The following is a 24,094-nucleotide window of genomic DNA, read 5'->3' as shown; positions in this document are numbered from 1 at the left end:
AGCAACCCACCATCAGTGGAACTGCTCTTCCTCGGTGGAGCCGGTCAGTGCAGTCACCGACGATGCGCCACCCTGGATCACGGTGGTCATGTCGTCGAAGTAGCCGGTGCCCACTTCCTGCTGGTGCGCCACGAAGGTGTAGCCTTTGCTGGCGTCAGCGAACTCCTGCTCTTGCAGTTTCACGTAGGCGGTCATGTCGTTGCGGGCGTAGTCGTGCGCCAGGTTGAACATGCCGTGCCACATGTTGTGGATGCCAGCCAGGGTGATGAACTGGTGTTTGTAGCCCATGGCCGACAGCTCGCGCTGGAATTTGGCGATGGTGGCATCGTCCAGGTTCTTCTTCCAGTTGAAGGACGGCGAGCAGTTGTACGACAGGATCTGGTCCGGGTATTCCTTCTTGATCGCTTCGGCGAAGCGGCGGGCTTCGTCCAGGTCCGGCTTGGCGGTTTCACACCAGATCAGGTCGGCGTACGGCGCGTAGGCCAGGCCGCGGGAAATTGCCTGGTCGAGGCCGGCACGTACCTTGTAGAAGCCTTCACGGGTACGCTCGCCAATCACGAACGGCTGGTCGTACGGGTCGCAGTCGCTGGTCAGCAGGTCGGCGGCGTTGGCGTCGGTGCGGGCCAGGATGATGGTCGGTACGCCCGACACGTCAGCTGCCAGGCGCGCGGCCACCAGCTTCTGTACGGCTTCCTGGGTGGGTACCAGTACCTTGCCGCCCATGTGGCCGCATTTTTTCACCGAGGCCAGCTGGTCTTCGAAGTGCACGCCGGCGGCGCCTGCTTCGATCATGTTCTTCATCAGCTCGTAGGCGTTCAGTACGCCGCCGAAACCGGCTTCAGCGTCGGCCACGATTGGTGCGAAGTAGTCGATGTAGCCTTCGTCGCCTGGGTTCTTGCCGGCTTTCCACTGGATCTGGTCGGCGCGGCGGAACGAGTTGTTGATGCGCTTGACCACGGTCGGTACCGAGTCGACCGGGTACAACGACTGGTCAGGGTACATCGACTCGGCCGAGTTGTTGTCGGCGGCAACCTGCCAGCCGGACAGGTAGATGGCCTGGATGCCGGCCTTGACCTGCTGCACTGCCTGGCCACCGGTCAGGGCGCCCATGCAGTTGACGAAATCTTTTTCTGGGCGGAAGGATGGGTGGGCACCTTGGGTGACCAGCTTCCACAGTTTTTCTGCACCCTGACGGGCCAGGGTGTGCTCTGGCTGCAGGGAGCCACGCAGGCGAACGACATCAGCGGCGGTGTAGGTACGGGTCACGCCTTTCCAGCGCGGGTTCTCGGCCCAGTCTTTCTCGAGGGCTGCAATTTGCTGTTCGCGTGTCAGTGCCATGGAAATAAACCTCGTCGCATCGATCTTGGGTTAATTGTGCTGATGCTCGGGTGCAGATCAGGGCGCTTGGCGGCTGTCCTGTTCGCAGGAGTGCGGCGGCGAACGCGAAGGCTCGAAGGGGAAGGGTGGGCAGGCCAGGCGAAGGTGTGCTCCGGCAGGTCGGCTCGTGGTTGCCTTGCTGCGGTGCTACGCGATTGCCAGTACTGCGGTGATGCGCTTCCGTCCCTCGGGACAACTTCTTCGTTGCAGTCGCAATCCCGTCGAACCGCCTTGTGGGCCGTATAGACACGAGACGCCTCCAGGGGTGGGGAGGAGCACGCCTCGAAGGCCCTTGCCAGGGCCCCTGATTAGCGGGAGCGAGGCCATCATGCCCTTGGGAAAAAGACCCTGTCAAATGTTTTGTAGTGGTTTTTTCTACTTACTACATCTTTGGTCTAATGCGACTTGGCAGTCAGTTTCAAGGCCTTTGGTCGAGGCCTTGAATTGCCTGGGATCCGTCGAGAAGGTCGACTTTGACACGTAATGTCATGTTTTCCCCGCGCTGGGTGCTGTAACTACGGCTTGACGTACTCCGGTCGGCTTGGCTCTGCTGGTTGTAGCCTGCCAGGGTGATCCATTCACCCAGCCTGCCGGTGACTGTCGTGTCGGTACTTTGAACTTTCACTACATCTGCACGTTCCTGGCTGATGCGGTCGTTATTGGTGCTTATTTGCAGACGAACCGTATCGCCGCTCAGGCTTGGTGTGACGTAGAAACCTTGGGTCACGTTGCGGTATTCGGTGTTGCTCTGGATGCGCCCGTAGCCGTCGGTGCTGGTGCTGGTGATCGGGATGCTCTGGCCAACCTGGATCAGCGCTGGCTGGCCTTCGCTGGCTTGCACTTGCTGCATGCCGCCGTCGCGGTTGCTGGTGCCGTAGTGGATGACGCGTGCATTGCCACGGTTATCCTGGAAGTTGCTGTCGTTGTTGTCGACGCTGATCAGCAGGCGCTTGGGGGCGGTGTCCAGCTGTTGCAGCAGGGCGCGCAGGTCGTCGATGCGCTCGGGGCTGGCGTTGACGATCAGTTTGTTCTCGAAGGCGCTGACCGTACCGTCCTTGCCGATGAATGCCTGTGCGGCAGGTAGCAGTTCGGCGCTGGCGCGGTGCTGCAGCGGCACCACCTCGGTGGCGGCCTGGGCGGCGTAGCTGGCAACGAGCAGCAGGGAAGCGAAAAGGGGGCGTAGCGGCATGTCCATGATCTCCGCAGGTGGAATGATCATGATGGCAAATTTGCCTGGGTTGTGCCGGTTCCAGATCACAAGTTGTCTTTTGTCTACGTTTGCCCAGCGCGCCAGGCGAGCATGGGTGCCTGACGCTGCAAAGCCGAGAGCGGTGGCCGCTGTCAGACAAATTCCGTAACATCGCGCCCCTCGTTTTTGTAACGTCCGCCCGGACCGCACCACAGGATGTCCATGAAGCCCGCCCGACTACGCGCCGACCTGCTCGCCGGCCTGACCACCGCGTTCGCCCTTGTGCCCGAATGCATCGCTTTTGCCCTGGTGGCCCACCTCAACCCGCTGATGGGCCTGTATGGCGCGTTCATCATCTGTACCCTGACTGCGCTGTTCGGCGGTCGACCCGGAATGATCTCCGGCGCCGCTGGCTCGATGGCGGTGGTGATCGTCGCGTTGGTGGTGCAGCACGGTGTGCAATACCTGTTGGCCACGGTGCTGCTGGGTGGCGTGGTGATGATCCTGTTCGGTCTGTTGAGGCTGGGCAAGCTGGTGCGCCTGGTGCCTTACCCGGTCATGCTGGGCTTCGTCAACGGCCTGGCAATCGTCATTGCCATGGCCCAGCTCGAGCATTTCAAGGACGGCGATCACTGGCTCAGTGGCGCGCCGCTGTACTTGATGATCGGTTTGGTGGCACTGACCATGGTGGTGGTCTACCTGCTACCCAGGCTGACGCGTGCGGTGCCGCCGGCGCTGGTGGCGATTCTCGGTGTCGGCCTGCTGGTGTACCTGTTGGGCCTGCCCACCCGTACCCTGGGCGACATGGCGCATATCGCCGGCGGCCTGCCAGGGTTGGCGCTGCCGGATGTGCCCTGGAATCTGCACACCCTGAAGGTCATTGCCCCCTACGCGGTGTTGATGGCCATGGTCGGCCTGCTGGAAACCCTGCTCACCCTCAACCTGACCGATGAAATCACCGAGAGCCGTGGCTTTCCGGACCGCGAGTGTGTGGCATTGGGTGCCGCCAACATGGTCTCGGGCCTGTGCGGTGGCATGGGTGGCTGCGCGATGATCGGGCAGACGGTGATCAACCTCAGCTCCAATGGCCGTGGCCGGTTGTCGGGCGTAGTGGCCGGGGTGATGATCTTGCTGTTCGTGTTGTTCCTGTCGCCGCTGATCGAGCGTATTCCGCTGGCGGCGCTGGTGGGGGTGATGTTCGTGGTGGCTCAGCAGACCTTCGCCTGGGCGTCGCTGCGGGTGCTCCACAAGGTGCCGGTGAACGATGTGCTGGCGATCATTGCGGTGACCGTGGTCACGGTATTCACCGACCTGGCCACGGCAGTGCTGTTCGGTATCATCATCGCGGCGGTGAACTTTGCCTGGCAGCATGCGCGAGAGCTGTATGCCGACAGCCATGAGGATGGCGAAGGGGGCAAGCATTACCAGGTGCATGGCACGCTGTTCTTTGCCTCGACCACACCGTTCCTCAACCAGTTCGACCCGGCCAACGACCCAGGCAAGGTCACGCTTGACTGCCAGCATTTGAGCTTTGTCGACTACTCGGCAATCGCGGCGTTGAAAACACTGCGTGAGCGCTATGCCAAAGCGGGCAAGCAACTGCGGGTGGTGCATTTGTCGGAGCGGTGCAAGACGCTGTTGAAGCGGGCAGGCGAGCAGCACTGAGGCTTGCAGGGTTGGGTGGCCAGCCCTCCAGGGGTTTGGCGAAAACTGGAGGACTGGAGCGCCATCGGAGGGTTAGGTTTTGGTTTTGCCCTGGCTCTTGCTGATGATCGTCTCGACAATGTTTGCCGGTGCCTCGGCGTATTTGGTGAACTCCATCGTGTAGCTTGCGCGCCCTTGGGTCATCGAGCGCATTGAGGTGGCATAGCCGAACATCTCCCCCAGTGGTACTTCGGCGCGAATCACCTTACCTGCAGGCGTCTCGTCGCCGTCCTGGATCATGCCTCGGCGGCGGCTCAGGTCGCCCATGATGTCCCCCTGATACTCTTCGGGCGTAACCACCTCGACCTTCATCACCGGCTCCAGCAGCACCGCGCCGCCTTTCTGCGACAGCTGCTTGGTGGCCATCGACGCGGCGATCTTGTAGGCCATTTCGTTGGAGTCGACGTCGTGATAGGAACCGTCGAACACCGCGGCCTTGAGGTTGATCAGCGGGTAACCGGCAAGTACGCCGTTTTTCATTTGTTCTTCGATGCCTTTCTGGATTGCCGGGATGTACTCGCGCGGCACTACGCCGCCGACAATCTCGTTGACGAATTCCAGGCCCTCCTTGCCCTCATCGCCAGGCGCAAAGCGGATCCAGCAGTGGCCATATTGGCCGCGCCCGCCGGACTGGCGGACGAAGCGCCCCTCGATCTCGCAGGTGTTGCGGATTTTTTCGCGGTAGGCCACCTGCGGCTTGCCGATATTGGCTTCGACATTGAACTCGCGGCGCATGCGGTCGACGATGATGTCCAGGTGCAATTCGCCCATGCCGGAGATGATGGTCTGACCGGTTTCTTCATCCGTACGTACGCGAAACGATGGGTCCTCCTGGGCCAGCTTGCCCAGGGCGATACCCATTTTTTCCTGATCGGCCTTGGTCTTCGGTTCCACGGCCACGGAAATCACGGGGTCGGGGAAATCCATGCGTTCCAGGATGATCGGTTTGTCGATGTCGCACAGGGTGTCGCCGGTAGTCACATCCTTCATGCCGATCAGTGCGGCGATGTCGCCGGCGCACACGTCCTTGATTTCGGCGCGCTGGTTGGCGTGCATCTGTACCATGCGGCCGATGCGTTCCTTCTTGCCTTTGACCGAGTTGAGTACCGCGTTGCCTGAACTGAGCACACCGGAGTACACGCGGGCGAAGGTGAGGGTGCCAACAAAGGGGTCGGTGGCAATCTTGAAGGCCAATGCCGAAAATGGTTCCTTGTCGTCGGCGTGGCGCTCCAGGTGTTTTGCTTCGTCATCCGGGTCGGTGCCTTTGATCGCCGGGATTTCGGACGGGGCGGGCAGGTAGTCGATGACGGCATCGAGCATCAGCGGCACACCCTTGTTCTTGAACGATGAACCAAGGATGGTCGGCACGATTTCGTTGGCGATAGTACGCTGGCGCAGGGCAGCCTTGACCTCGTCGATGCTAAGTTCCTCGCCGTCGAGAAACTTCATGGTCAGCTCGTCATTGGCCTCGGCCGCCGCTTCGAGCATGTGCGCGCGCCATTCGTCGGCCAGCGCCTTGAGCTCCTCGGGGATCTCTTCTTCGCGATAACTCGTGCCATGGTCGTCATCGTTCCAGTAAATGGCCTTCATCTTCACCAGGTCGATCTGGCCAATGAAGTTCTCTTCACTGCCGATGGCGAGCTGTATCGGCACCGGGTGGTGCCCCAGGCGCTTGTCGATCTGTTTGACCACGCGCAGGAAGTCGGCGCCCTGGCGGTCCATCTTGTTGATGTAGGCCAGGCGTGGCACATGGTATTTGTTGGCCTGGCGCCAGACTGTCTCGGACTGCGGCTCTACCCCGTCAGCACCGCTGAAGACCACCACCGCACCATCGAGCACGCGCAACGAGCGCTCCACCTCGATGGTGAAGTCGACGTGGCCGGGGGTATCGATGATGTTGAAGCGGTACTTGTCGGGGAATTGCTTGGTCGAGCCTTGCCAGAAGGCCGTGGTCGCCGCCGAGGTGATGGTGATGCCGCGCTCCTGCTCCTGGGCCATCCAGTCCATGGTCGCGGCGCCATCGTGCACCTCGCCCATCTTGTGGTTGACCCCGGTGTAGAACAGGATCCGCTCGGTGGTCGTGGTCTTGCCGGCGTCCACGTGGGCGACGATGCCGATATTGCGGTACAGCTCGATGGGCGTTGTGCGGGCCATGGCGGACTACCTGCGAATGGGCGGATTCCACCACGTTAGCAGACCGGTGGAATCCTGCCGTGCCGCCGGGCCGTCAGTCGGCCTGGGCTTGCAGCATCCATTGGCCATCCACTTCACGGGCCAGGCCGCTGGCCGGCAGCAAGGCCAGCAGGCGCGCGTGCAGGGCGTCTTCGGTAAAGGTCTTGAGGGTGGTCAGGTCCAGCACGCCGATCAGGTTGAGGTCGGCTTTGGTGTAGGACAGCCAGGCCTTTTTCAACACCTGGCCGACGTCGCTGCCGGCGGTGCTGGCGAAGCGGCGGTGCCACTGGCGGCCCTCGAAGGTGAAGTCGTGCGCGTGGCTGTAGGTGCTTGGGTCGGCACCTTCAAGGCAGCGGTGGCAGCGGCACGGGCCTTCGCCGAAGGCGTTGCGCAGGTAACTGTTGAAGTCCACGACAGGCTTGAGGGACAGGCGTTTGTCGACGTCGAACAGGTCGGCGATCAGGGGTTCTTCGGCGCTCACTCGGGATCCTCGTGTGGTGTGGCGTGCATCGGCGGGCACCCTAACAGATCGGGGCAGGCAGATCACCTTTTGCTGGCGATGAGGCCAGTAGAGACAACAGGGGCCGCCTGCCGTACTCTACGCGCCCATACGCCTACACACCCAATGAGGTAACCCCGCTTGAGCACCCAGTACCCGTACACCGCCACCGTGACCATCAGCGCCGAAGACCGTGGCGGAGATACCGAGGCCTCGGAAAACCCCAACATGCGCGTTGGCCTGGAGGCGGTGACCGAAACCCTGAAAAAGGTGCATTTCGTCGGTACGCTCGCGGCCCCAGAAAAAAGCGCCACGCATATCTGCGTGACCTTGGAAAACGGCCTGACCTACTACGGCCCGATCGTCAATGGCCACGCTGAGCTCGAAGGCGGCTGGATTGCCTTCGAGTCCGACATGCTCACCCCGCAAGAACTGGGTCTGTAAACCTCAGTTCAGCTCCGTCAGGCACTGCTCGAGGATATCCAGGCCTTCTTCGAGCACCTCGGCCTCGATGGTCAGGGGGGCCAGCAGGCGGATGATGTGCCGCGCTTTGCCGCTGGGCATCAGCAGCAGGCCCTTGGCCCGCGCCGCCTCCATCACCTTGGCCAGTGGCGCCGGTGCCGGGCTGCCGTCGGCATTGACGAACTCGATACCGCGCATGGCGCCCACGCCGGTCAGGCGGCCGATGTACGGGCTCAGGCCCGAGGACTTCCAGCGCTCGACACGGCTGACGATCGCCTGCTCCTGGCGCTCACCCCAGGTGGCGACGTTTTCGTCGGTCATCTGCGCCAGGCTGGCCAGGGCTGCCGCACAGGCAATCGGGTTGCCTGAATAGGTGCCACCCAGGCCGCCCTTGGGCAGCGATGCCATCAATTCCTTGCGCCCGACCACCGCACCCAGTGGCATGCCACCGGCAATGCTCTTGGCCAGCAGCAGCAGGTCGGGCTCGATGCCCAGGCGCGGGAAGGCGAAGCGCTGGCCGGTGCGGCCAAAGCCCGACTGGATCTCGTCGATGATGATCAGGATGCCGCGCTCGTCGCAGAAGCGGCGCAGGGCCTGGGCGAAGGCCGGGTCCAGGGCGAGGAAGCCGCCTTCGCCTTGTACCGGTTCGAAGATGAACGCTGCCACGTCTTCCACGGCCAGCTCGACGCTGAACAGGCGGTCCATGGCCTTGAGTGCCTGTTCGCAGGTCACCCCGGTGTCGGCGCTGGGGTAGGGCAGGTGGTACACCGGCCCGGGCAGTTCTCCGACCCGTTGCTTGTAAGGGGCGACTTTGCCGTTGAGGTTCAAGGTGGCCAGGGTGCGCCCATGGAAGCCACCGTCGAAGGCGATGATGGCGCGCTTGCCGGTAGCGCCGCGGGCCACTTTCAGGGCGTTTTCCGCTGCTTCCGCGCCGCTGTTGGTGAGCATGCCGGCCAGTGGGTAGCTGACGGGCACGAACTGGCTCAGCTGCTCCATCAACGCAAGGTACGGGCCGTGAGGTGCCGCGTTGAAGGCGTAGTGGGTCAGGCGGGTGGCCTGGGCCTGGATGGCCTCGACCACGGCCGGGTTGCAGTGGCCCAGGTTGAGTACACCGATACCGCCGACAAAGTCGATATAGCGTTTGCCGTCGGTGTCCCAGACTTCGGCATTGCGGCCATGGGAAAGTGTGATCGGGTGAACGATGGCGATGGATTGGCTGATACTTTCCTGGTTCATGGGCACGCGGGACCTTTGTTCGAGTTTCTTATTATCCAAGCGTGTCGAGGGGGTATTTCGCAAACGAATTATTCGATTGCGGTCATTCCCTGGATTCGTGATCTGGCCGGGATCGGTTGAATCAGTCCCCCTCAGCCACCCGTTCGCGGATCCACTGCACAAAAGCCCTGATCTTCGGCACTTCGGCCGCATGCTCGGCATGGGCAATGAAGTGCCGGCCATTGCTCGCCACCGGGTGGTCCCAAGCCACCACCAGCTTGCCCTCGCTCAGTTCTTCGGCCACCAGGTAGCGTGGTATCAGGGCAATGCCGCAGCCGGCAATGGCCGCCCGGATGCACAGGTAGAACGTGTCGAAGCGCGGCCCGTGGTAGCTGTTCTGGCTGTGCAGCCCCAGCCCGAGAAACCACTCATGCCAGGCTTCCGGCCGCGACACGCACTGCAGCAGGCGGTGCTCGGTCAGCGCCTGGGCGCTGTCGAATCGGTGATTGGCCAGCAGCTGCGGGCTGCAGACGGGCACCACTTCTTCGCTGAACAGCTCGATGCAGGTTGCACCAGGCCAGGTGCCCTGACCGAAGAAAAAGGCGATGTCGGCCTTGGCCTGTACCAGGTCGAACGGCTCCAGCTCGTTGCGTACATCCAGGTGAATGCGTGGGTAGCGGTCGCCAAAACCCTTGAGCTTGGGCACCAGCCAGCGCGCGCCGAAGGTGGGTTGGGTGGCGATGCGCAGCACTTCGGTTTCGTCGCCGTAGCTGAGGATGTAGCGGCTGGAGATGTCGATCTGGGTGAGGATCTTGTTCACTTCGGTGAGGTACAGCGCGCCGGCCGGGGTCAGGTGCAGGCGCCGTCGAATGCGCTGAAACAGCGAGTGCGAGAGCATGTCCTCAAGCTGCGCCACCTGCTTGCTGACAGCGCTCTGGGTCAGGTGCAGTTCCTGGGCCGCACGGGTGAAACTGAGGTGGCGGGCGGCCGCTTCGAAGCACTGAAGGGCGGTGGTCGAAGGCATCAGGCGTTTGGACATGACGGGCAAATACCGAGCAAAAAAGGATGAAGTTCATTCCAAAACGGAATCATGTGGTTCGAAAAGGTCGTTTGTTGACCCCGGCCTATAGATTAATACTGACCTGGATCAACGATTACAACCGGTCATGCGAAGAGGAGGTCAGTACCCGCTTCCGGCATCTGCAAAACAACAACAACGACAATCAGAAATTTATAAGAATTCTGCTCCGACCTTCAGCCGCTTTGCTGCGGCCGACCCATTCGAGGGTTCTTCATGGCTTCGCAAGACAACAAGAAACAGCGTTCCCTGCAACACGGCCTGACCTCCCGTCAGGTGTCCATGATCTCCATCGCCGGCATCATCGGCGCCGGCCTGTTCATCGGTTCTTCCAACGCCATCGCCACCGCCGGCCCGGCCATCCTCATTTCCTACGCCATGACCGGCTTGCTGGTCCTGCTGGTGATGCGCATGCTCGGCGAAATGGCCATCGCCAACCCCAACAGCGGCTCGTTCTCCACCTATGCCTCGGAGGCCATCGGCCCTTGGGCGGGCTTTACCATCGGCTGGTTGTACTGGTGGTTCTGGGTACTGATCATTCCGGTGGAAGCCATTGCCGGCGCTGACATCCTGCACGCCTACTTCCCTGGCGTGCCGTCCTGGCTGTTCGCCTTCCTGATCATGCTGGTGCTGTCGGGTACCAACCTGGTCAGCGTGAAGAACTTCGGTGCCTTCGAGTACTGGTTCGCGCTGGTCAAGGTGGTAGCGATCATCGGCTTCATCGGGGTGTGCACCTTGGCGGTGTTCGGCTTCTGGCCGCTGGCTGAAGTCTCTGGAGTCAGCCGGCTGTGGGACAACGGTGGTTTCATGCCCAATGGCTTCGGGACGGTGTTGGGGGGCGTACTGATCACCATCTTCTCGTTCTTCGGTGCCGAAATTGTCACCATCGCCGCTGACGAAACCGCCAACCCGAAAGACAAGATCCGCCGCGCCACCAACCTGGTGGTGTATCGCATCGCCATCTTCTACCTGGCGTCGATCTTCCTGGTGGTGTCCCTGGTGGCCTGGAACGACCCAGCGCTCAAAGCAGTCGGCTCGTTCCAGCGCGTGCTGGAAGTGCTGAACGTGCCGGGCGCCAAGCTGCTGGTCGATCTGGTGGTACTGGTGGCGGTGACCAGCTGCATGAACTCGGGGCTGTACACCGCGTCGCGCATGCTCTACTCGCTGGGTGCTCGTGGTCAGGCGCTGAGCGTGACCAAGCGCATTTCCGGTTCCGGCGTGCCGACAGTGGCGGTGATCTTCTCTACCCTGGCAGGCTTTGCCGGCTGCCTGGTCAACTATGTGTTCCCTGGCAAGGTGTTCGGCTTCCTGTTGTCCACCACGGGGGCCATCGCCCTGCTGGTGTACCTGGTGATTGCCGTATCGCAGCTGCGCATGCGTGCCCGTGCCGAACGTGAAGGGCGCCCGCTCGAGCTGAAGATGTGGCTGTTCCCGTGGCTGACCTGGCTGGTGATCGGCACCATCGTCATGGTGCTGGGCTACATGCTGTTCAGCGATGCCTACCGCTATGAAACGCTGATGACTGCGGGGGTGACCGCGTTCATCCTGCTGGTTTCGCTGACCCAGCGGCGTGCCAATGTGGTTGCCCAGACGGCCTGATGTTTCTGCTTTAATGGGGGCGTTGCGCGCCCCCATATCAATAAGCACAGGAAGCGTATGAACGACCAATCCCTTTCCCTTCAGGCCCTCGCGGCGCCGGAGGGTACCTGCTACGGCTGCGGCTGTTCCCACCCAAGCGGCCTGCACCTGCAAAGTCACTGGGACGCCGACGGCGTTCACCTGTTGTGCCGGCACTCGCCCGACAGCACCTTCATTGGCTGGCCCGGCCTGGTTTACGGTGGCCTGCTGGCGATGCTGGTCGACTGCCACTCCAACTGGACAGCCATGGCCTACCACTACCGCAACGAAGGCCGCGAGCCCGGAAGCCTGCCACGTATAGACTGCGTTACCGGCACACTTAACCTGACCTACCTGAAACCTACGCCGATGGGTGTCGAGTTGCTGCTCAAGGCGCGTGTGGAGGGCGAAGTGGGTCGCAAGAGCCGGGTTATCTGCGAAGTTTGGGCTGGCGACGTGCTGACCGTGAGCGCCGACTCGGTGTTCGTGCGTGTGGATACCGAAAAACTCAAGCTCAAGGCCCATGGCCAGGCCTGAGTTGCCCGCGCTGATGAGTGGTCGGTGATGGTCACCGGCCGGGGATGTCTCTAGAGTGACAGGTTCATCCCCCAGGCAAGGTTGATCATGACCGATCTCAGTGCTTTCCCCATTACCCGCAAGTGGCCCGCCAAACACCCTGAACGCCTGCAGCTGTACTCGCTGCCGACGCCCAATGGCGTCAAGGTGTCGATCATGCTCGAGGAAATCGGCCTGGCCTATGAGCCGCACAAGGTCAGCTTCGACAACGATGACCAGTTGAGTGCCGAGTTCATCTCACTCAGTGCCAACAACAAGATCCCCGCCATCCTCGACCCCAACGGGCCGGGCGGCCAGCCGCTGCCGCTGTTCGAGTCGGGGGCGATTCTGCAGTACCTGGCAGAGAAGAGCGGCCAGTTGCTCAGCCAGGACCCGGCCCAGCGTTACCAGACCCTGCAGTGGCTGATGTTCCAGATGGGCGGCATCGGGCCGATGTTTGGCCAGGTCGGTTTCTTTCACTTCTTTGCTGGCAAGGAATATGAAGACAAGCGCCCGCGTGACCGCTATGTCAACGAGTCCAAGCGCCTGCTGGGTGTGCTGGATCGGCGCTTGAAAGGGCGGGAGTGGATGGTTGACGAATACAGCATCGCCGACATCGCCATTTTCCCGTGGGTGCGTAACCTGGTGGAACGTTACAACGCCCGGGAGTTGGTCGGTTTTGATCAGTTCAACGACGTGCAGCGGGTGCTGGCCGCGTTTCTTGAGCGGCCGGCGGTGCAGCGCGGCCTGAAAATCCCCGCCTGATCACCCCGCTGACTAGAAGATCTGGTTCAGCAGCCAGTACAGGCTCCCTGCCAACAGCATTGCCGCTGGCAGGGTCAGCACCCAGGCCATCAGTAGATTGATCAGCGTGCGCTTCTGAAGCCCCGAGCCATTGGCAACCATGGTCCCGGCTACCCCCGAACTCAGCACATGGGTGGTCGAAACCGGCAGCCCGAACATGTCCGCTGCGCCAATGGTGCACATCGCCACCACTTCGGCCGAAGCCCCTTGGGCATAGCTGAGGTGGGTCTTGCCGATCTTCTCGCCAACCGTGACCACAATGCGCCGCCAGCCCACCATGGTCCCCAGCCCCAGCGCGATGGCCACGGCCACCTTCACCCACAGCGGGATATAGCGAGTGGCGTCGTCCAACTGGGTCTTGAACAGCTGCACATGGTTGCGGGTGTCGGCATCGAATGCCACCAGCCGGTTTTTCTCCATGAGGCGGATGGCTTCACTGGTCAGGTACATGTCGTTGCGCACGTTGGCCATGGCTTCGGCGGGGACGCGCTTGAGCGAACCGTAGCCTTTGACCTGTTCGCCGATCATCCCGGTGAGTGCGGCCAATGCCGGGACCAGTTGCGGGCTGGCCTTGGGTTCGGCAATGAACAGGGTGAGTACCTGGCGTGGGTCGGCCGGGGCCGCATGCGGGTCGCTGCGCAGCAAGGCCTGGCGGGTTACTTCGGCGACGGCAGAAAACTGCAGGGCCTGCTCATTGGGCATGGTCTTGTTCAGCGCGTAAGCCATCGGCAGGGTGCCCACCAGAATCAGCATGATCAGGCCCATGCCTTTCTGGCCGTCGTTGGAGCCGTGGGCGAACGATACCCCGGTGCAGGTCAGGATCAGCACCCCGCGGATCCACCAAGGCGGCGGGGTTCGGCCTTCTGGCGCCTGGTACAGCTCTTTGCGTTTGACCAGCGCGCGCAGGGCCAACAGCAGGAGGGCAGCGCAGGCAAAACCGATCAGCGGCGAAAACAGCAAGGCATACCCCACCTTGCTGGCCTGGGCCCAGTCCACCCCGCTGGTGCCGTCGCGCCCATGTATCAGTGCATTGGCCACGCCCACGCCGATGATCGAGCCGATCAGGGTGTGCGAGGACGACGCCGGCAGGCCCAACCACCAGGTGCCAAGGTTCCAGATGATCGCCGCCAGTAGCAGGGCGAAGACCATGGCGAAGCCGGCTGACGAGCCAACCTGCAAAATCAGTTCTACCGGCAGCAGGGCGATGATGCCGAACGCCACCGCGCCGCTGGAAAGCAGCACCCCCAGGAAGTTGCACAGCCCGGACCATACCACCGCTATCGGTGCCGGCAACGAATGGGTGTATATCACCGTGGCTACCGCGTTGGCGGTGTCGTGGAAGCCGTTGACGAACTCGAAGCCCAAGGCAATCACCAGCGCCAGGCCCAGGAGCAGGAAGGGTGTGACCGTGGTGATAACCGTGCCGCTGGCGGTTACATCCTGCTTGAGGCTCCAAGCGGTGTAGGCGATGCCTGCCAGCAACAGGCCGAAGAACAGCACCAAGGTGGCACGCCCGGGCTTGTGGGCGAGCTGCGGGCGGGAATCGCGTTGGGCCAGTTGCGGCTGGCTGGCCACTGACGGGGTTGCCATGAGGGCTCCGGTTGGCGTGGGCGAAGTTGCCAAAGGCCTTGAGCATAGAAACAATTGGCGAGTCGGCCGTGACCTCGATCAATGAATTATCTAGGCTCAAGACGGACGGTAATGGCAGGAGCAACCCATGATTCGCTGCAAGCGTGTCTACGATGCGGTCTCGGATGAAGATGGCCAGCGCGTGCTGGTCGACCGCCTGTGGCCGCGCAACAAACGCAAGGAAGACCTGCACGGGGAGTGGTTGCGCGAGGTGGCACCCTCGGCAGAGTTGCGCAAGGCATTTCATCTGGGTGAGATCGATTTTGCCGGTTTTACCCAGCGCTACCAGCAACAGCTGGCGGCCCACCCCGAGCACTGGTATCCGCTACTGGACATGGCTGGCAAGGGTACGCTGACATTGCTTTTTGCCGGCAAGGACACCGAGCACAACAATGCCCGAGTGCTGGCCGAGTGGCTGGAAGACGAACTGGACCGGCGTGGGCCTGGTAGTTCGCCAGTCTGTTATGCCCGATGAGCGATAAGCGATGCCCTTACAGTTAACCCCCGCCGACGACACCCACTGCACCTTCGCCCGTGACCTCACTCGCCGGGCCATGTTGCCGTACTACCGCGAATACGACCTGCTGTGGATCGAAGAGGCCTTCGACGAAGCCTGGGGCTGGCGTGAACAGTGGCTGGTGACCGAAGGTAGCACCCTGCTGGGTTTTTGCAGCCTCAGCCAGGACCGACAGGCGCTGTTCATCCGCGAGTTGCACCTGTTGCCCGAGCACCGTGGGCGTGGGGTCGGTGGCTGGGTGTTGGAACAGCTGGCGCTGTGGGCCAGGCAACGGCGCCTTGCGCTACTGCGGCTGATGGTGTTTCGCAGCAACCCGGCCCGCTTGCTGTACCAGTGCCACGGCTTCGTCGAAATGGGGGCGGACGATTGCTTCGTACGTATGCAGCGGGTAATCGGCTAATAGCTAAATGATGGCTTGTCGCGACTGCAGAGCAGGGGCATAGTGGATCCACACGTTTACGGCTGCCTGCAGGTGGGTAGGCCGTGCATGACGGCGATCAGGGAAGAGGAGAAGCCCTATGAATGGAATCGGTCCACGGCTGCGGGAAGAGCGTGAACGGCTGGGCATGACCCAGCGCGTATTTGGCGATATCGGCGGGGTCGAGCCCAATGCCCAGGGTAAGTACGAAAGCGGTGAGCGCACGCCGCGGGTCGACTACCTGGCGGCACTGGCGGCCAGGGGTGTGGACGCGCTGTACGTGCTCAGCGGCCTGCGTACCCCGGCACCGCTGCAAGGCTTGAGCACCGACGAGTCGGGTTTGCTGGGGGCTTTTCGACAATTATCGCTGGACGATCAGGCGGCGCTCTGGCATCTGTTGGGGCGGTTGGCCGACAACGCCAAGCCTAGGCAAACAGTGAGGCCGCTTACCGTTGAACGTCAGGCTTTTCTGAAGGAAGTAATGCGCTAGGCCCACCGGGAAAAATTTTGTTAAGGTGGCGGGATCCAATCGCCCTGTTTACGAGGTGTGTGCTTGATTAGGGTCTTAGTGGTCGATGATCACGATCTGGTACGAACCGGTATTACCCGCATGCTGGCCGACATCGATGGCTTGCAGGTGGTGGGTGAGGGGGATTCAGGCGAGTCGGCACTCAAGCTGGCCAGAGAGCTGAAGCCGGACGTGGTGCTGATGGACGTGAAAATGCCAGGCATCGGCGGGCTGGAAGCCACCCGCAAGCTGCTGCGCAGCCACCCGGACATCAAGGTGGTGGCGGTGACGGTGTGCGAGGAAGATCCGTTCCCCACACGTTTGCTGCAGGCCGGCGCTGCTGGCTACCTGACCAAGGGCGCAGGCCTCGATGAAATGGTTCAGGCCATTCGCTTGGCTTTTGCCGGCCAGCGTTACATCAGCCCGCAGATTGCCCAGCAGCTGGCGCTGAAACCGTTCCAGCCACAGGGCTCGCCGTTCGACACATTGTCCGAACGGGAAATCCAGATTGCCCTGATGATCGTCGGCTGCCAAAAGGTGCAGATCATCTCTGACAAATTGTGCCTCTCGCCCAAGACCGTCAATACTTACCGTTATCGGATCTTTGAAAAACTCTCGGTCACCAGCGACGTCGAACTGACCTTGCTGGCCGTTCGCCACGGTATGGTTGACGCAAGCCTGTAACCCCCCATGTCCCAAGATTTTGATGCCAGCGCATTCCTGGCGACCTGCAGTGGTCGCCCAGGCGTTTACCGGATGTTCGACGGCGAGGCCCGGCTGCTTTACGTGGGCAAGGCCAAGAACCTGAAAAAGCGTCTGGCCAGCTATTTTCGCAAGACCGGCCTGGCGCCCAAGACTGCCGCCTTGGTCGCGCGTATCGCCCAGGTCGAAACCACCATCACCGCCAACGAAACCGAGGCGTTGCTGCTGGAGCAGAACCTGATCAAGGAATGGCGGCCGCCCTACAACATTCTGCTGCGCGACGATAAATCCTACCCCTACGTGTTCCTGTCCGACGGTGAGTTCCCACGATTGGGCATTCACCGTGGGGCGAAAAAAGCCAAGGGCCGCTACTTCGGCCCTTACCCCAGCGCCGGGGCGATCCGCGAAAGCCTCAGCCTGCTGCAAAAGGCCTTTTCCGTGCGCCAGTGCGAAGACAGCTACTACGCCAACCGCACCCGGCCATGCCTGCAGTACCAGATAAAGCGCTGCAAAGGGCCTTGTACCGACCTGGTGAGCGCTGAGGAATACGCCGAGGACGTGCGCCATTCGGTGATGTTCCTGGAGGGCCGTAGCCAGCAACTGGGCAACGAATTGAATGCCGAAATGGAAAAGGCCGCCATGGCCCTCAATTTCGAAAAAGCCGCCGAACTTCGTGACCAGATCGCGCTGCTGCGCCGCGTGCAGGACCAGCAGTACATCGAAGGCGGCAACGGCGATGTCGACGTGATCGCGGCCTTCGTCAACCCAGGTGGTGCCTGTGTGCACTTGATCAGCGTGCGTGGCGGACGAGTGCTGGGTAGCAAGAACTTCTTCCCGCAGGTGGGCATCGAAGAGGAAGTGGCCGAGGTCATGGCCGCCTTCCTTTCCCAGTACTACCTGGGCAACGCAGAGCGCGAACTGCCAGGCGAGTTGATCGTCAACGTTGTTCACGAAGACTTCGACGCCATTGCCGAAGCACTGCACACACTGCGTGGCCGCGAGCTGACCATCAGCCACCGGGTGCGTGGCACCCGCGCCCGCTGGCAGCAGCTGGCAGTGACCAATGCCGAGCAGGCGCTGAATGCCCGCCTGGCCAACCGTCAGCACATGGCCGCACGTTTCGAAGCCCTGGCCGAAGTGCTGGGCCTGGACGAAGTGCCGCAACGCCTGGAATGCTACGACATCAGCCACTCCAGTGGCGAAGCCACCGTGGCCAGTTGCGTGGTGTTCGGCCCCGAAGGCCCGCTGAAATCCGATTACCGGCGCTTCAATATCGAAGGCGTCACGGCGGGTGACGACTACGCCGCCATGCACCAGGCCCTGACCCGTCGCTACGGGCGTATCAAGGATGGCGAGGGCAAACTGCCTGACGTGCTGCTGGTGGACGGCGGCAAAGGCCAGCTGAACATGGCCCGCGACGTGATGCAGGAGCTGGGCTTTACCGACCTGACCCTGCTCGGTGTGGCCAAGGGCGTAACGCGCAAGGCGGGTTTCGAAACCCTGTACCTGAACGACGTGCACTACGAATTCACCCTCAAAGGCGATTCCTCGGCGTTGCACCTGATCCAGCAGATCCGCGACGAAGCCCACCGTTTTGCCATCACCGGCCACCGCGCCCGCCGTGGCAAGGCCCGTCGGGTGTCCAGCCTTGAAGATGTAGCCGGGGTAGGGCCGAAGCGTCGCCGCGACCTGCTGAAACATTTCGGCGGCCTGCAAGAGCTCAACCGCGCCAGTATCGATGAAATAGCCAAAGCGCCCGGCATCAGTAAAAAGCTTGCCGAATCAATTTATGCCAGCCTGCATAGCGAGTAGAATGCCGGGCTCAACTTGCAGCCAGTCGTACCGATGAATATTCCAAACCTGCTCACCGTTCTACGCGTCCTGCTCATCCCGATCTTCATTCTGCTGTTCTATGTGCCTTATCACTGGAGCTACATGGCCGCCAGCAGTGTGTTCGCCGTCGCCGCCGCCACCGACTGGCTGGACGGCTACCTGGCGCGTCGCCTGCAGCAGAGCACGCCGTTCGGTGCCTTCCTGGACCCTGTGGCCGACAAGCTGATGGTGGCGGTGGCCTTGGTGCTGCTGGTGCAAACCCACGCCAACTTCTGGCTGACCCTGCCTGCGGCAGTGATCATCGGTCGCGAAATCGTGGTGTCGGCACTGCGCGAGTGGATGGCCGAGCTGGGCGCACGGGCACATGTGGCGGTGTCCAACCTTGGCAAGTGGAAGACGGCGGCGCAGATGCTCGCCCTGGTGATTCTGTTGGCCAACCCGCCGGCAGTGACCTTCTGGGTGATCCTGGGCTACGGCCTGCTGCTGGTGGCGGCGGGGCTGACGCTGTGGTCTATGGTGCATTACCTGCTGGCTGCCTGGCCGCACCTGCGCGAAGGCTCGGAACAAAAATAAAACTTTTTTGAATCAAGGGGTTGACGCTGTTTTAGAAATCGCTAGAATGGCTCCCATCACGACGCGGGAATAGCTCAGTTGGTAGAGCACGACCTTGCCAAGGTCGGGGTCGCGAGTTCGAGTCTCGTTTCCCGCTCCAGATAGTGATCTACAGACTTCTACTGACGTCTGTAAGTCGTTGAAAAGAGGGGCTTTGGCCCCTTTTTTCATTCCAGCGAGCGCCACGGAAATCCACCCACAGCTACCGTTTTTGAGTGACCAATTGAGGCACAAGAATACGGTTGGGACGGCTACCGGATAGTTGCTGGGGCTGAGCGGGAACCATGACGAGCATTAGGCCTAAGTCATAACTTAGGAGCCTCGAAATGGCACTCTCTGATCTGACAGTCCGGCAGGCAAGAACCACCGGCAAGCGCTACACCCTCTCCGATAACGACTGCCTGGGCCTGATGGTCTCTGCCGCAGGCGGCAAGTCGTGGATCTTCCGATACTACTGGCTGGGCAAGCAAAAGCGCATGTCCCTGGGTGGCTATCCCGCCCTCAGTCTGCGCGAGGCCCGCGCCGAGCGGGACAAGGCTCAGGTTCTGCTCGCCAAGGGCATTGATCCCCAAATCGAACGCGACCAGCGCCGGCACGCGGCCAAGCTGGCGGGCGAATACACCTTCAAGAACGTCTTCGATGCTTGGGTCGAGCATCGCCGCAAGGAACTCAAGGAAGGCCGTCAGAGCACGCTTTCGCAGATCCTGCGCATCTTCAACAAGGACGTGCTGCCTACCCTGGGGAAGATGTCGATCTACGACATTCGACGGCCCCAGCTCGTGGGCGTCGTGGCGGCGATCGAGAAACGCAAGGCGTTCACCACCGCCGAGAAGGTCCGCACCTGGTTCAACCAGATGTTCCGCTATGCCCTGGTCATCGCCGAAGGGCTGGAAGTCAATCCGGCCGCGGACCTGGACGTGGTGGCCGAGCCCAAGCCCCCGGTGGCCCACAACCCCTATCTGCACCTGCCCGAGCTGCCCGAGTTCCTTCAGAAGCTCCGGCGCTACAACCCCCGGGGCTGGCAGACCCAGCTTGGCGTCCGGCTGCTGTTCCTGACGGGGGTGCGCACGGGCGAGTTGCGCCTGGCCGAGCCTGAGCAATTCGACCTCGACCGCGGCTTGTGGATCATCCCGCCGCAGGTCGTCAAGCAACTCCAGGACGAAATGCGCAAGGCCGGCAAGCGGCCGCAGGACGTGCCGCCCTACATCGTGCCCCTGTCCCTGCAGGCCATCGAGATCGTGCGCTATCTCCTGGGCGTGATGCGTCCAGCGCAGAAGTACCTGCTGTCGCATCGCAGCGAACTCAAGAAGCGCATCAGCGAGAACACCCTCAACAAGGCCGTGCAGCTCATGGGCTACGAGGGGCGCCTGACCGGCCACGGCATCCGCGGCACCATCTCGACCGCGCTCAACGAGATCGGATACCCGAAGATTTGGGTGGACGCTCAGCTTTCGCACTCCGACCCCAACAAGGTGAGTTCGGCCTACAACCACGCCAAGTACGTGGAGCCTCGGCGTCGCATGATGCAGGACTGGGCAGACCGTCTTGACCTGCTCGAACAGGGTGAAGTCGAAGCCGCGAGCGCGCATCTGACCATCCGTATCGACGGGGTGCCGGCAATGGCGGAAGTGGAGGAAGTGGTGGGCGCGGTCTCCACGACTGCTGAGCCTGTTGTCCCCGGCGTGCCGCCCGTGGTGGCCACGCCTATCGTCGTGACCCCCAACAGCGGCGGAATCATGTTCCAGCGGCTGTCGCAGGTGCCGCCGCCTCCGGTGCATGCCCCGGAGCCGGAAGTCTCCGCGATCCAGCGCGAGCGCGAGGAAATGCTGGCCATCTACGAGTCGCCGAACAATCTGCCGGTCCCGCTGTTCGGCAAGCTGGCCGGGAAGTCCAAGGACCAGATCAACCGCGAGCTGAAGGCGGGCAAGCTGCTGTCGATCAGCCTGGGCAACCGGGGGCAGCGGGTTCCCGACTGGCAACTGGTGCCGCTCAAGCACAAGCTGGCCCAAGTGCTCATGAACCAATGCCCGCACGCCGATTCGTGGGACCTGTACCGCATGCTGACCCAGCCTCACCCCGACCTGGGTGATCGTGCGGCCATTGATGCGGTCACGCCAACGAACGTGCCCGCAATCATCCGGGTTCTCATGGGCGACTACCAGCACCATGCGGATGTGCCCGAGGCCGTTGCCCCGCGGCCCATCCCCGAGGACGTGCGGCAGAGCGTCCGCCGACTGGTGGACAGCGCAGCGGTGCTTGAAGGGGTCTAGTCCGGTCTAGTCCCATGCTGCAACCTATGGCCGGGATGAGACGGCTCCGGCCTATAGGAGTGCCTGCTACAGGGCGCCTGCCTCGGCGATCTGCAGCGCCCTGCGCTCGAAACGCTTGGCAGCAGAATCTGCTTGCGCGTGGGGCCGTTGGAGGTACGTCACGATCTCATAGGGGCCATCGGCGAGCGGTCGCATGCTTACCCCCCATTGATGGGCACGCTCGATGCGCGATTGCGCGCATACGCCGATGCCGTAGCCGGCTGAAACCCACAGCGCCATCATCTCGAATGAAGTTGCAGGCAGGATGTTCTCTTGGTCCACTGGCATCAGGGAGGCCAACCTCTCGTCCAGCAAGGGACAAGCCTCCGCCTGCCAGCGATAGATTGGATAGTCCTGAAGATCGGAGATGGTGAGCTTCGCCTGATCAACCAAACGGAACCGCGGTGGTATCGCGACGGCCATGCTTTCGCACCACAGCCTCCGGCTACTCGTCAGGTGATCCCCCGCACTGCTAAGAGATAGCCCCGCGTCGTAGCGGCCCTCATGCAGGCCCGTTACCAGCTCTTGATCCGAAACTTCACGCACGGCGATCGCGACACCCGGCTCGTGCGCTCGCTGCAGTGCAAGCAGCGCCGACAGCCGTGAAGACGGCACACCTGGCGCTATGGCGAGTGTGAAATTCGGGGACGGTCTGATGGCGTTGTGCATGGATGCCCCCAAGAGGCAACGGGATCGAAAAGAGCAGCCGACATCATACTCAAGAGATATCTTTAACGTGGTTAAAGATCAGTGATTCCATGACGCTTCTGCGAATGCAGAAGCGCACTATTCGGCCTGGACGGCCCGCCGGAGTAACCACCTATGAGTCCGCACCGGCGTTGGCGTTCGGGCAAGCGGTGCGAGCCGCTCGCCTGGCTCAGGGGATTGCTCAGGATGAGTTCGCGGGCTTGGCGGGGATCGCGCGCTCGCACATGGGCAAGATTGAGCGCGGCGAGCACATGCCGACACTCGCTCTCATTCTAAAAATTTCCCTGGCTCTCAAGATCAGCTCGGCCGAACTGATGACGGCCACGGAGCGCAACCTCTACCTTCAGGGCGATGCGTGACGCCGGATGTGGCGCAGGCGTCGTAGCTAATCGCTCTTTGGCGAACGCAAACGCTCGATGAAGCGCTCTACGGGTGCGGATAGTCCGCTACCGCCTTCGGGCCGAAGCAGGTAGGTGATGATGACGGCCGAATCGAGCGCCAACGGCCGGATCACCACGTCGGGACGTTGACACGCCGCGATTCGGGTCGCCGTTGCGAAGCCGATGCCGTAACCAGCTCCGACCAATGTGAGCATCATGTCCAGCGACGAGACATGCTCAACGATGGTGGACTCGCGCTCCAGGGGATGTAGCAGCCGGGTCAATTCGCGGCAGTAGCCCTCGCAAAGCTGCGGATCGCACATCACCAGCGGGTAACTCACGAGTTCACGTAGCGACACTTCCTTGTGGGCCAGCAACGGGTGCCGGATCGGCACGGTCACCACCAGCGGGTCCTGCCAGATGGGCTCCGTCACCAGTCCGTCGCCGACGTCCGCGGTGTGTGCGAAACCGATCGCGAAGTCGCCGGATCGCAGTCCCCGCAACTGTTCCGCCAGGGTGACCTCGGAGAGCCGTATTTCGATCTCCGGCTCCTCCTGGCGGCACAGGGCAAGAAGTGCAGACAGCCGCGGGTCGATGGCGCCATCGGAGATGGCGATGCGCACGCTGCCTCTTAGGCCTGCGGCGATCGCCCTGACGTTTTCTCGTGCCTGCTCCAGGTTGGTGAACAGCCTGCGAATGTCCTGAAGGAAGGTGGTGCCCGCTGGCGTCAACCGCGTTCCCCGCCGATCGCGGTCAAAGAGCAGCACCCCCAGTTCGTCTTCCAATTCCTTGATCGTGCGGGACAGCGGCGGCTGCTCGATGTGCAAGCGCTCCGCAGCACGGGTGAAATGCAGCTCTTCGGCGAGAGCCACGAAGCAGCGCAAATGACGAAGTTCCATGGGCACGTCCTTCAGCAATCCTGGTCATTGGGTTGGCCACGGCGCATTGCTGCCGAAGTGCGCTTAGAGGGGGCGACGTAGTGCTGGGTCCCTCTTCAGGGCGAGGAAAAAGGCCATCGGTGTATCTGAATAAGAATACATATGTTCATGTATTAACTCAAGTCAAGGGCGGTAGCAACTGTTTCGGAACGTGACGCCGAAGCCAACCCGCTCAATGCTTGAGCGGCTAAGGCAGTACTGACGCCAAAGTAGCGCGAGCCCACAGAGGGGCTCGCGAGATGTAGGACTGAAGGCGCTCTGCCTTCATGGAAAGGCCCAAATCAGGCCGGGTTGATTTCCAACGAGCCACGGTTGATCTGGTCGCGTTCCATCGACTCGAACAAGGCACCGAAGTTTCCTTCGCCGAAGCCCTCGCGGTAGTTGCCCTTGCGCTCGATGAACTCGAAGAACACCGGGCCAAGCAGCGGCTCGGAGAATATCTGCAGCAGCAGGCGGGGCTGGCCGCCTTCGGTCGTGCCGTCGAGCAGAATGCCGCGCGCCTGCAACTCGGGTACGGGCTGGCCATGGCCGGGCAGGCGCTTTTCCAAGTTTGCGTAATAGATGTCGTTGGGGGCGGTCAGCAGCGGGATACCGGCCATCTGCACGCGGTCGAGCGCATCGAGTAGGTTGTCGCACAGCAGGGCGATGTGCTGGATGCCCTCGCCGCTGAACTGCATCAAGAATTCCTCAATCTGGCCGCCGCCCTGGCGTGCTTCCTCGTTCAGCGGGATGCGGATCAGGCCGTCCGGCGCGCTCATCGCCTTGGAGGCTAGGCCGGTGTACTCGCCGTTGATGTCGAAGTAGCGGATCTCTTGGAAGTTGAAGAACTTCGTGTAGAAGTCGGCCCAGTACTCCGACTCGCACAAGC

Annotated in this window: 22 protein-coding genes, 1 tRNA gene and 1 pseudogene; 14 read left to right on the top strand and 10 right to left on the bottom strand. The window is 62.0% G+C overall.

Annotation, left to right across the window (positions count from 1 at the left end):
- Positions 1-12: 12 nt before the first annotated feature.
- Positions 13-1,338 carry an isocitrate lyase gene (aceA, locus tag ACNQP3_RS19250; RefSeq protein WP_012273289.1) on the bottom strand — a complete coding sequence of 442 codons (1,326 nt, stop codon included), beginning with the start codon at positions 1,336-1,338 and terminating at the stop codon, positions 13-15.
- A gap of 457 nt (positions 1,339-1,795) precedes the next feature.
- Positions 1,796-2,566, bottom strand: a complete 771-nt coding sequence (locus ACNQP3_RS19245) for a secretin N-terminal domain-containing protein (RefSeq protein WP_012273288.1) — start codon at positions 2,564-2,566, stop codon at positions 1,796-1,798.
- A 222-nt stretch (positions 2,567-2,788) separates the two neighbouring features.
- Between ACNQP3_RS19245 and ACNQP3_RS19240 the strand changes: the two genes are divergently transcribed.
- Positions 2,789-4,231 (top strand): SulP family inorganic anion transporter, encoded by a 1,443-nt coding sequence (locus ACNQP3_RS19240; protein ID WP_012273287.1) that lies wholly within the window; start codon positions 2,789-2,791, stop codon positions 4,229-4,231.
- A 72-nt stretch (positions 4,232-4,303) separates the two neighbouring features.
- Here ACNQP3_RS19240 and fusA read toward each other — a convergent pair whose 3' ends face one another.
- Both fusA and ACNQP3_RS19230 read right to left on the bottom strand, forming a co-directional pair.
- Positions 4,304-6,424 carry an elongation factor G gene (gene fusA / locus ACNQP3_RS19235; protein ID WP_012273286.1) on the bottom strand — a complete coding sequence of 707 codons (2,121 nt, stop codon included), beginning with the start codon at positions 6,422-6,424 and terminating at the stop codon, positions 4,304-4,306.
- A 73-nt stretch (positions 6,425-6,497) separates the two neighbouring features.
- Positions 6,498-6,923, bottom strand: a complete 426-nt coding sequence (locus ACNQP3_RS19230) for a hypothetical protein (protein ID WP_012273285.1) — start codon at positions 6,921-6,923, stop codon at positions 6,498-6,500.
- Between the two features lie 159 nt (positions 6,924-7,082).
- Between ACNQP3_RS19230 and ACNQP3_RS19225 the strand changes: the two genes are divergently transcribed.
- Positions 7,083-7,385, top strand: a complete 303-nt coding sequence (locus tag ACNQP3_RS19225) for a hypothetical protein (protein WP_012273284.1) — start codon at positions 7,083-7,085, stop codon at positions 7,383-7,385.
- Between the two features lie 3 nt (positions 7,386-7,388).
- On the opposite strand, the gene ACNQP3_RS19220 is transcribed toward ACNQP3_RS19225, so the two are convergent.
- Together ACNQP3_RS19220 and ACNQP3_RS19215 are read right to left on the bottom strand one after the other, a co-directional pair.
- Complete coding sequence (locus tag ACNQP3_RS19220) at positions 7,389-8,639, bottom strand: aspartate aminotransferase family protein (RefSeq protein WP_071984566.1); 1,251 nt, start codon at positions 8,637-8,639, stop codon at positions 7,389-7,391.
- A gap of 121 nt (positions 8,640-8,760) precedes the next feature.
- Complete coding sequence (locus tag ACNQP3_RS19215) at positions 8,761-9,657, bottom strand: LysR substrate-binding domain-containing protein (RefSeq protein WP_012273282.1); 897 nt, start codon at positions 9,655-9,657, stop codon at positions 8,761-8,763.
- 255 nt (positions 9,658-9,912) lie between these two features.
- On the opposite strand from ACNQP3_RS19215, the gene ACNQP3_RS19210 reads away from it, so the two are divergent.
- From ACNQP3_RS19210 to ACNQP3_RS19200, 3 genes are all read left to right on the top strand, one after another.
- The gene (locus ACNQP3_RS19210) at positions 9,913-11,295 is read left to right on the top strand and encodes an amino acid permease (RefSeq protein ID WP_012273281.1); all 1,383 of its coding nucleotides are present in this window, start codon (positions 9,913-9,915) and stop codon (positions 11,293-11,295) included.
- A gap of 57 nt (positions 11,296-11,352) precedes the next feature.
- Positions 11,353-11,850, top strand: a complete 498-nt coding sequence (locus tag ACNQP3_RS19205; protein ID WP_071984565.1) for a PaaI family thioesterase — start codon at positions 11,353-11,355, stop codon at positions 11,848-11,850.
- Positions 11,851-11,937: 87 nt separating this feature from the next.
- Positions 11,938-12,633 (top strand): glutathione S-transferase N-terminal domain-containing protein, encoded by a 696-nt coding sequence (locus ACNQP3_RS19200; protein WP_264316337.1) that lies wholly within the window; start codon positions 11,938-11,940, stop codon positions 12,631-12,633.
- 12 nt (positions 12,634-12,645) lie between these two features.
- On the opposite strand, the gene ACNQP3_RS19195 is transcribed toward ACNQP3_RS19200, so the two are convergent.
- Positions 12,646-14,262, bottom strand: a complete 1,617-nt coding sequence (locus ACNQP3_RS19195) for an inorganic phosphate transporter (RefSeq protein WP_264316336.1) — start codon at positions 14,260-14,262, stop codon at positions 12,646-12,648.
- A 127-nt stretch (positions 14,263-14,389) separates the two neighbouring features.
- On the opposite strand from ACNQP3_RS19195, the gene ACNQP3_RS19190 reads away from it, so the two are divergent.
- From ACNQP3_RS19190 to ACNQP3_RS19155, 8 genes are all read left to right on the top strand, one after another.
- Positions 14,390-14,776, top strand: a complete 387-nt coding sequence (locus tag ACNQP3_RS19190) for a DUF488 domain-containing protein (protein WP_071984563.1) — start codon at positions 14,390-14,392, stop codon at positions 14,774-14,776.
- A 10-nt stretch (positions 14,777-14,786) separates the two neighbouring features.
- A complete protein-coding gene (locus ACNQP3_RS19185; protein WP_264316335.1) occupies positions 14,787-15,218 on the top strand; it encodes a GNAT family N-acetyltransferase in 432 nt (143 codons plus the stop codon).
- A 118-nt stretch (positions 15,219-15,336) separates the two neighbouring features.
- A complete protein-coding gene (locus ACNQP3_RS19180) occupies positions 15,337-15,726 on the top strand; it encodes a helix-turn-helix domain-containing protein (protein WP_012273275.1) in 390 nt (129 codons plus the stop codon).
- Between the two features lie 63 nt (positions 15,727-15,789).
- The gene (uvrY, locus tag ACNQP3_RS19175; RefSeq protein ID WP_023047491.1) at positions 15,790-16,428 is read left to right on the top strand and encodes a UvrY/SirA/GacA family response regulator transcription factor; all 639 of its coding nucleotides are present in this window, start codon (positions 15,790-15,792) and stop codon (positions 16,426-16,428) included.
- A 6-nt stretch (positions 16,429-16,434) separates the two neighbouring features.
- Positions 16,435-18,258 carry an excinuclease ABC subunit UvrC gene (uvrC, locus tag ACNQP3_RS19170; RefSeq protein WP_264316334.1) on the top strand — a complete coding sequence of 608 codons (1,824 nt, stop codon included), beginning with the start codon at positions 16,435-16,437 and terminating at the stop codon, positions 18,256-18,258.
- A gap of 33 nt (positions 18,259-18,291) precedes the next feature.
- Complete coding sequence (gene pgsA / locus ACNQP3_RS19165) at positions 18,292-18,852, top strand: CDP-diacylglycerol--glycerol-3-phosphate 3-phosphatidyltransferase (RefSeq protein ID WP_060492890.1); 561 nt, start codon at positions 18,292-18,294, stop codon at positions 18,850-18,852.
- Positions 18,853-18,915: 63 nt separating this feature from the next.
- Positions 18,916-18,991 (top strand) — tRNA-Gly (locus ACNQP3_RS19160).
- Positions 18,992-19,217: 226 nt separating this feature from the next.
- Positions 19,218-21,161: a tyrosine-type recombinase/integrase gene (locus tag ACNQP3_RS19155; protein ID WP_012614046.1), complete on the top strand. Its 1,944-nt coding sequence runs from the start codon at positions 19,218-19,220 to the stop codon at positions 21,159-21,161.
- A gap of 66 nt (positions 21,162-21,227) precedes the next feature.
- On the opposite strand, the gene ACNQP3_RS19150 is transcribed toward ACNQP3_RS19155, so the two are convergent.
- Positions 21,228-21,869: a substrate-binding domain-containing protein gene (locus tag ACNQP3_RS19150; protein ID WP_012614047.1), complete on the bottom strand. Its 642-nt coding sequence runs from the start codon at positions 21,867-21,869 to the stop codon at positions 21,228-21,230.
- Positions 21,870-21,973: 104 nt separating this feature from the next.
- Between ACNQP3_RS19150 and ACNQP3_RS19145 the strand changes: the two genes are divergently transcribed.
- The gene (locus tag ACNQP3_RS19145; RefSeq protein ID WP_024082527.1) at positions 21,974-22,267 is read left to right on the top strand and encodes a helix-turn-helix domain-containing protein; all 294 of its coding nucleotides are present in this window, start codon (positions 21,974-21,976) and stop codon (positions 22,265-22,267) included.
- 26 nt (positions 22,268-22,293) lie between these two features.
- On the opposite strand, the gene ACNQP3_RS19140 is transcribed toward ACNQP3_RS19145, so the two are convergent.
- Entirely contained in the window at positions 22,294-23,187 is an 894-nt protein-coding gene (locus ACNQP3_RS19140; RefSeq protein WP_012614048.1) for a LysR family transcriptional regulator, read from the bottom strand.
- 320 nt (positions 23,188-23,507) lie between these two features.
- A pseudogene (locus ACNQP3_RS19135) lies at positions 23,508-24,077 on the bottom strand (4-hydroxyphenylpyruvate dioxygenase family protein); the annotation flags it as partial.
- Positions 24,078-24,094: the final 17 nt, after the last annotated feature.

This window comes from Pseudomonas sp. LFS074, assembly GCF_047978165.1.
GTDB lineage: Bacteria > Pseudomonadota > Gammaproteobacteria > Pseudomonadales > Pseudomonadaceae > Aquipseudomonas > Aquipseudomonas putida_P.
Note: the sequence above shows the minus strand (reverse complement) of the source record. Positions and strands in the feature narration are given on the sequence as shown.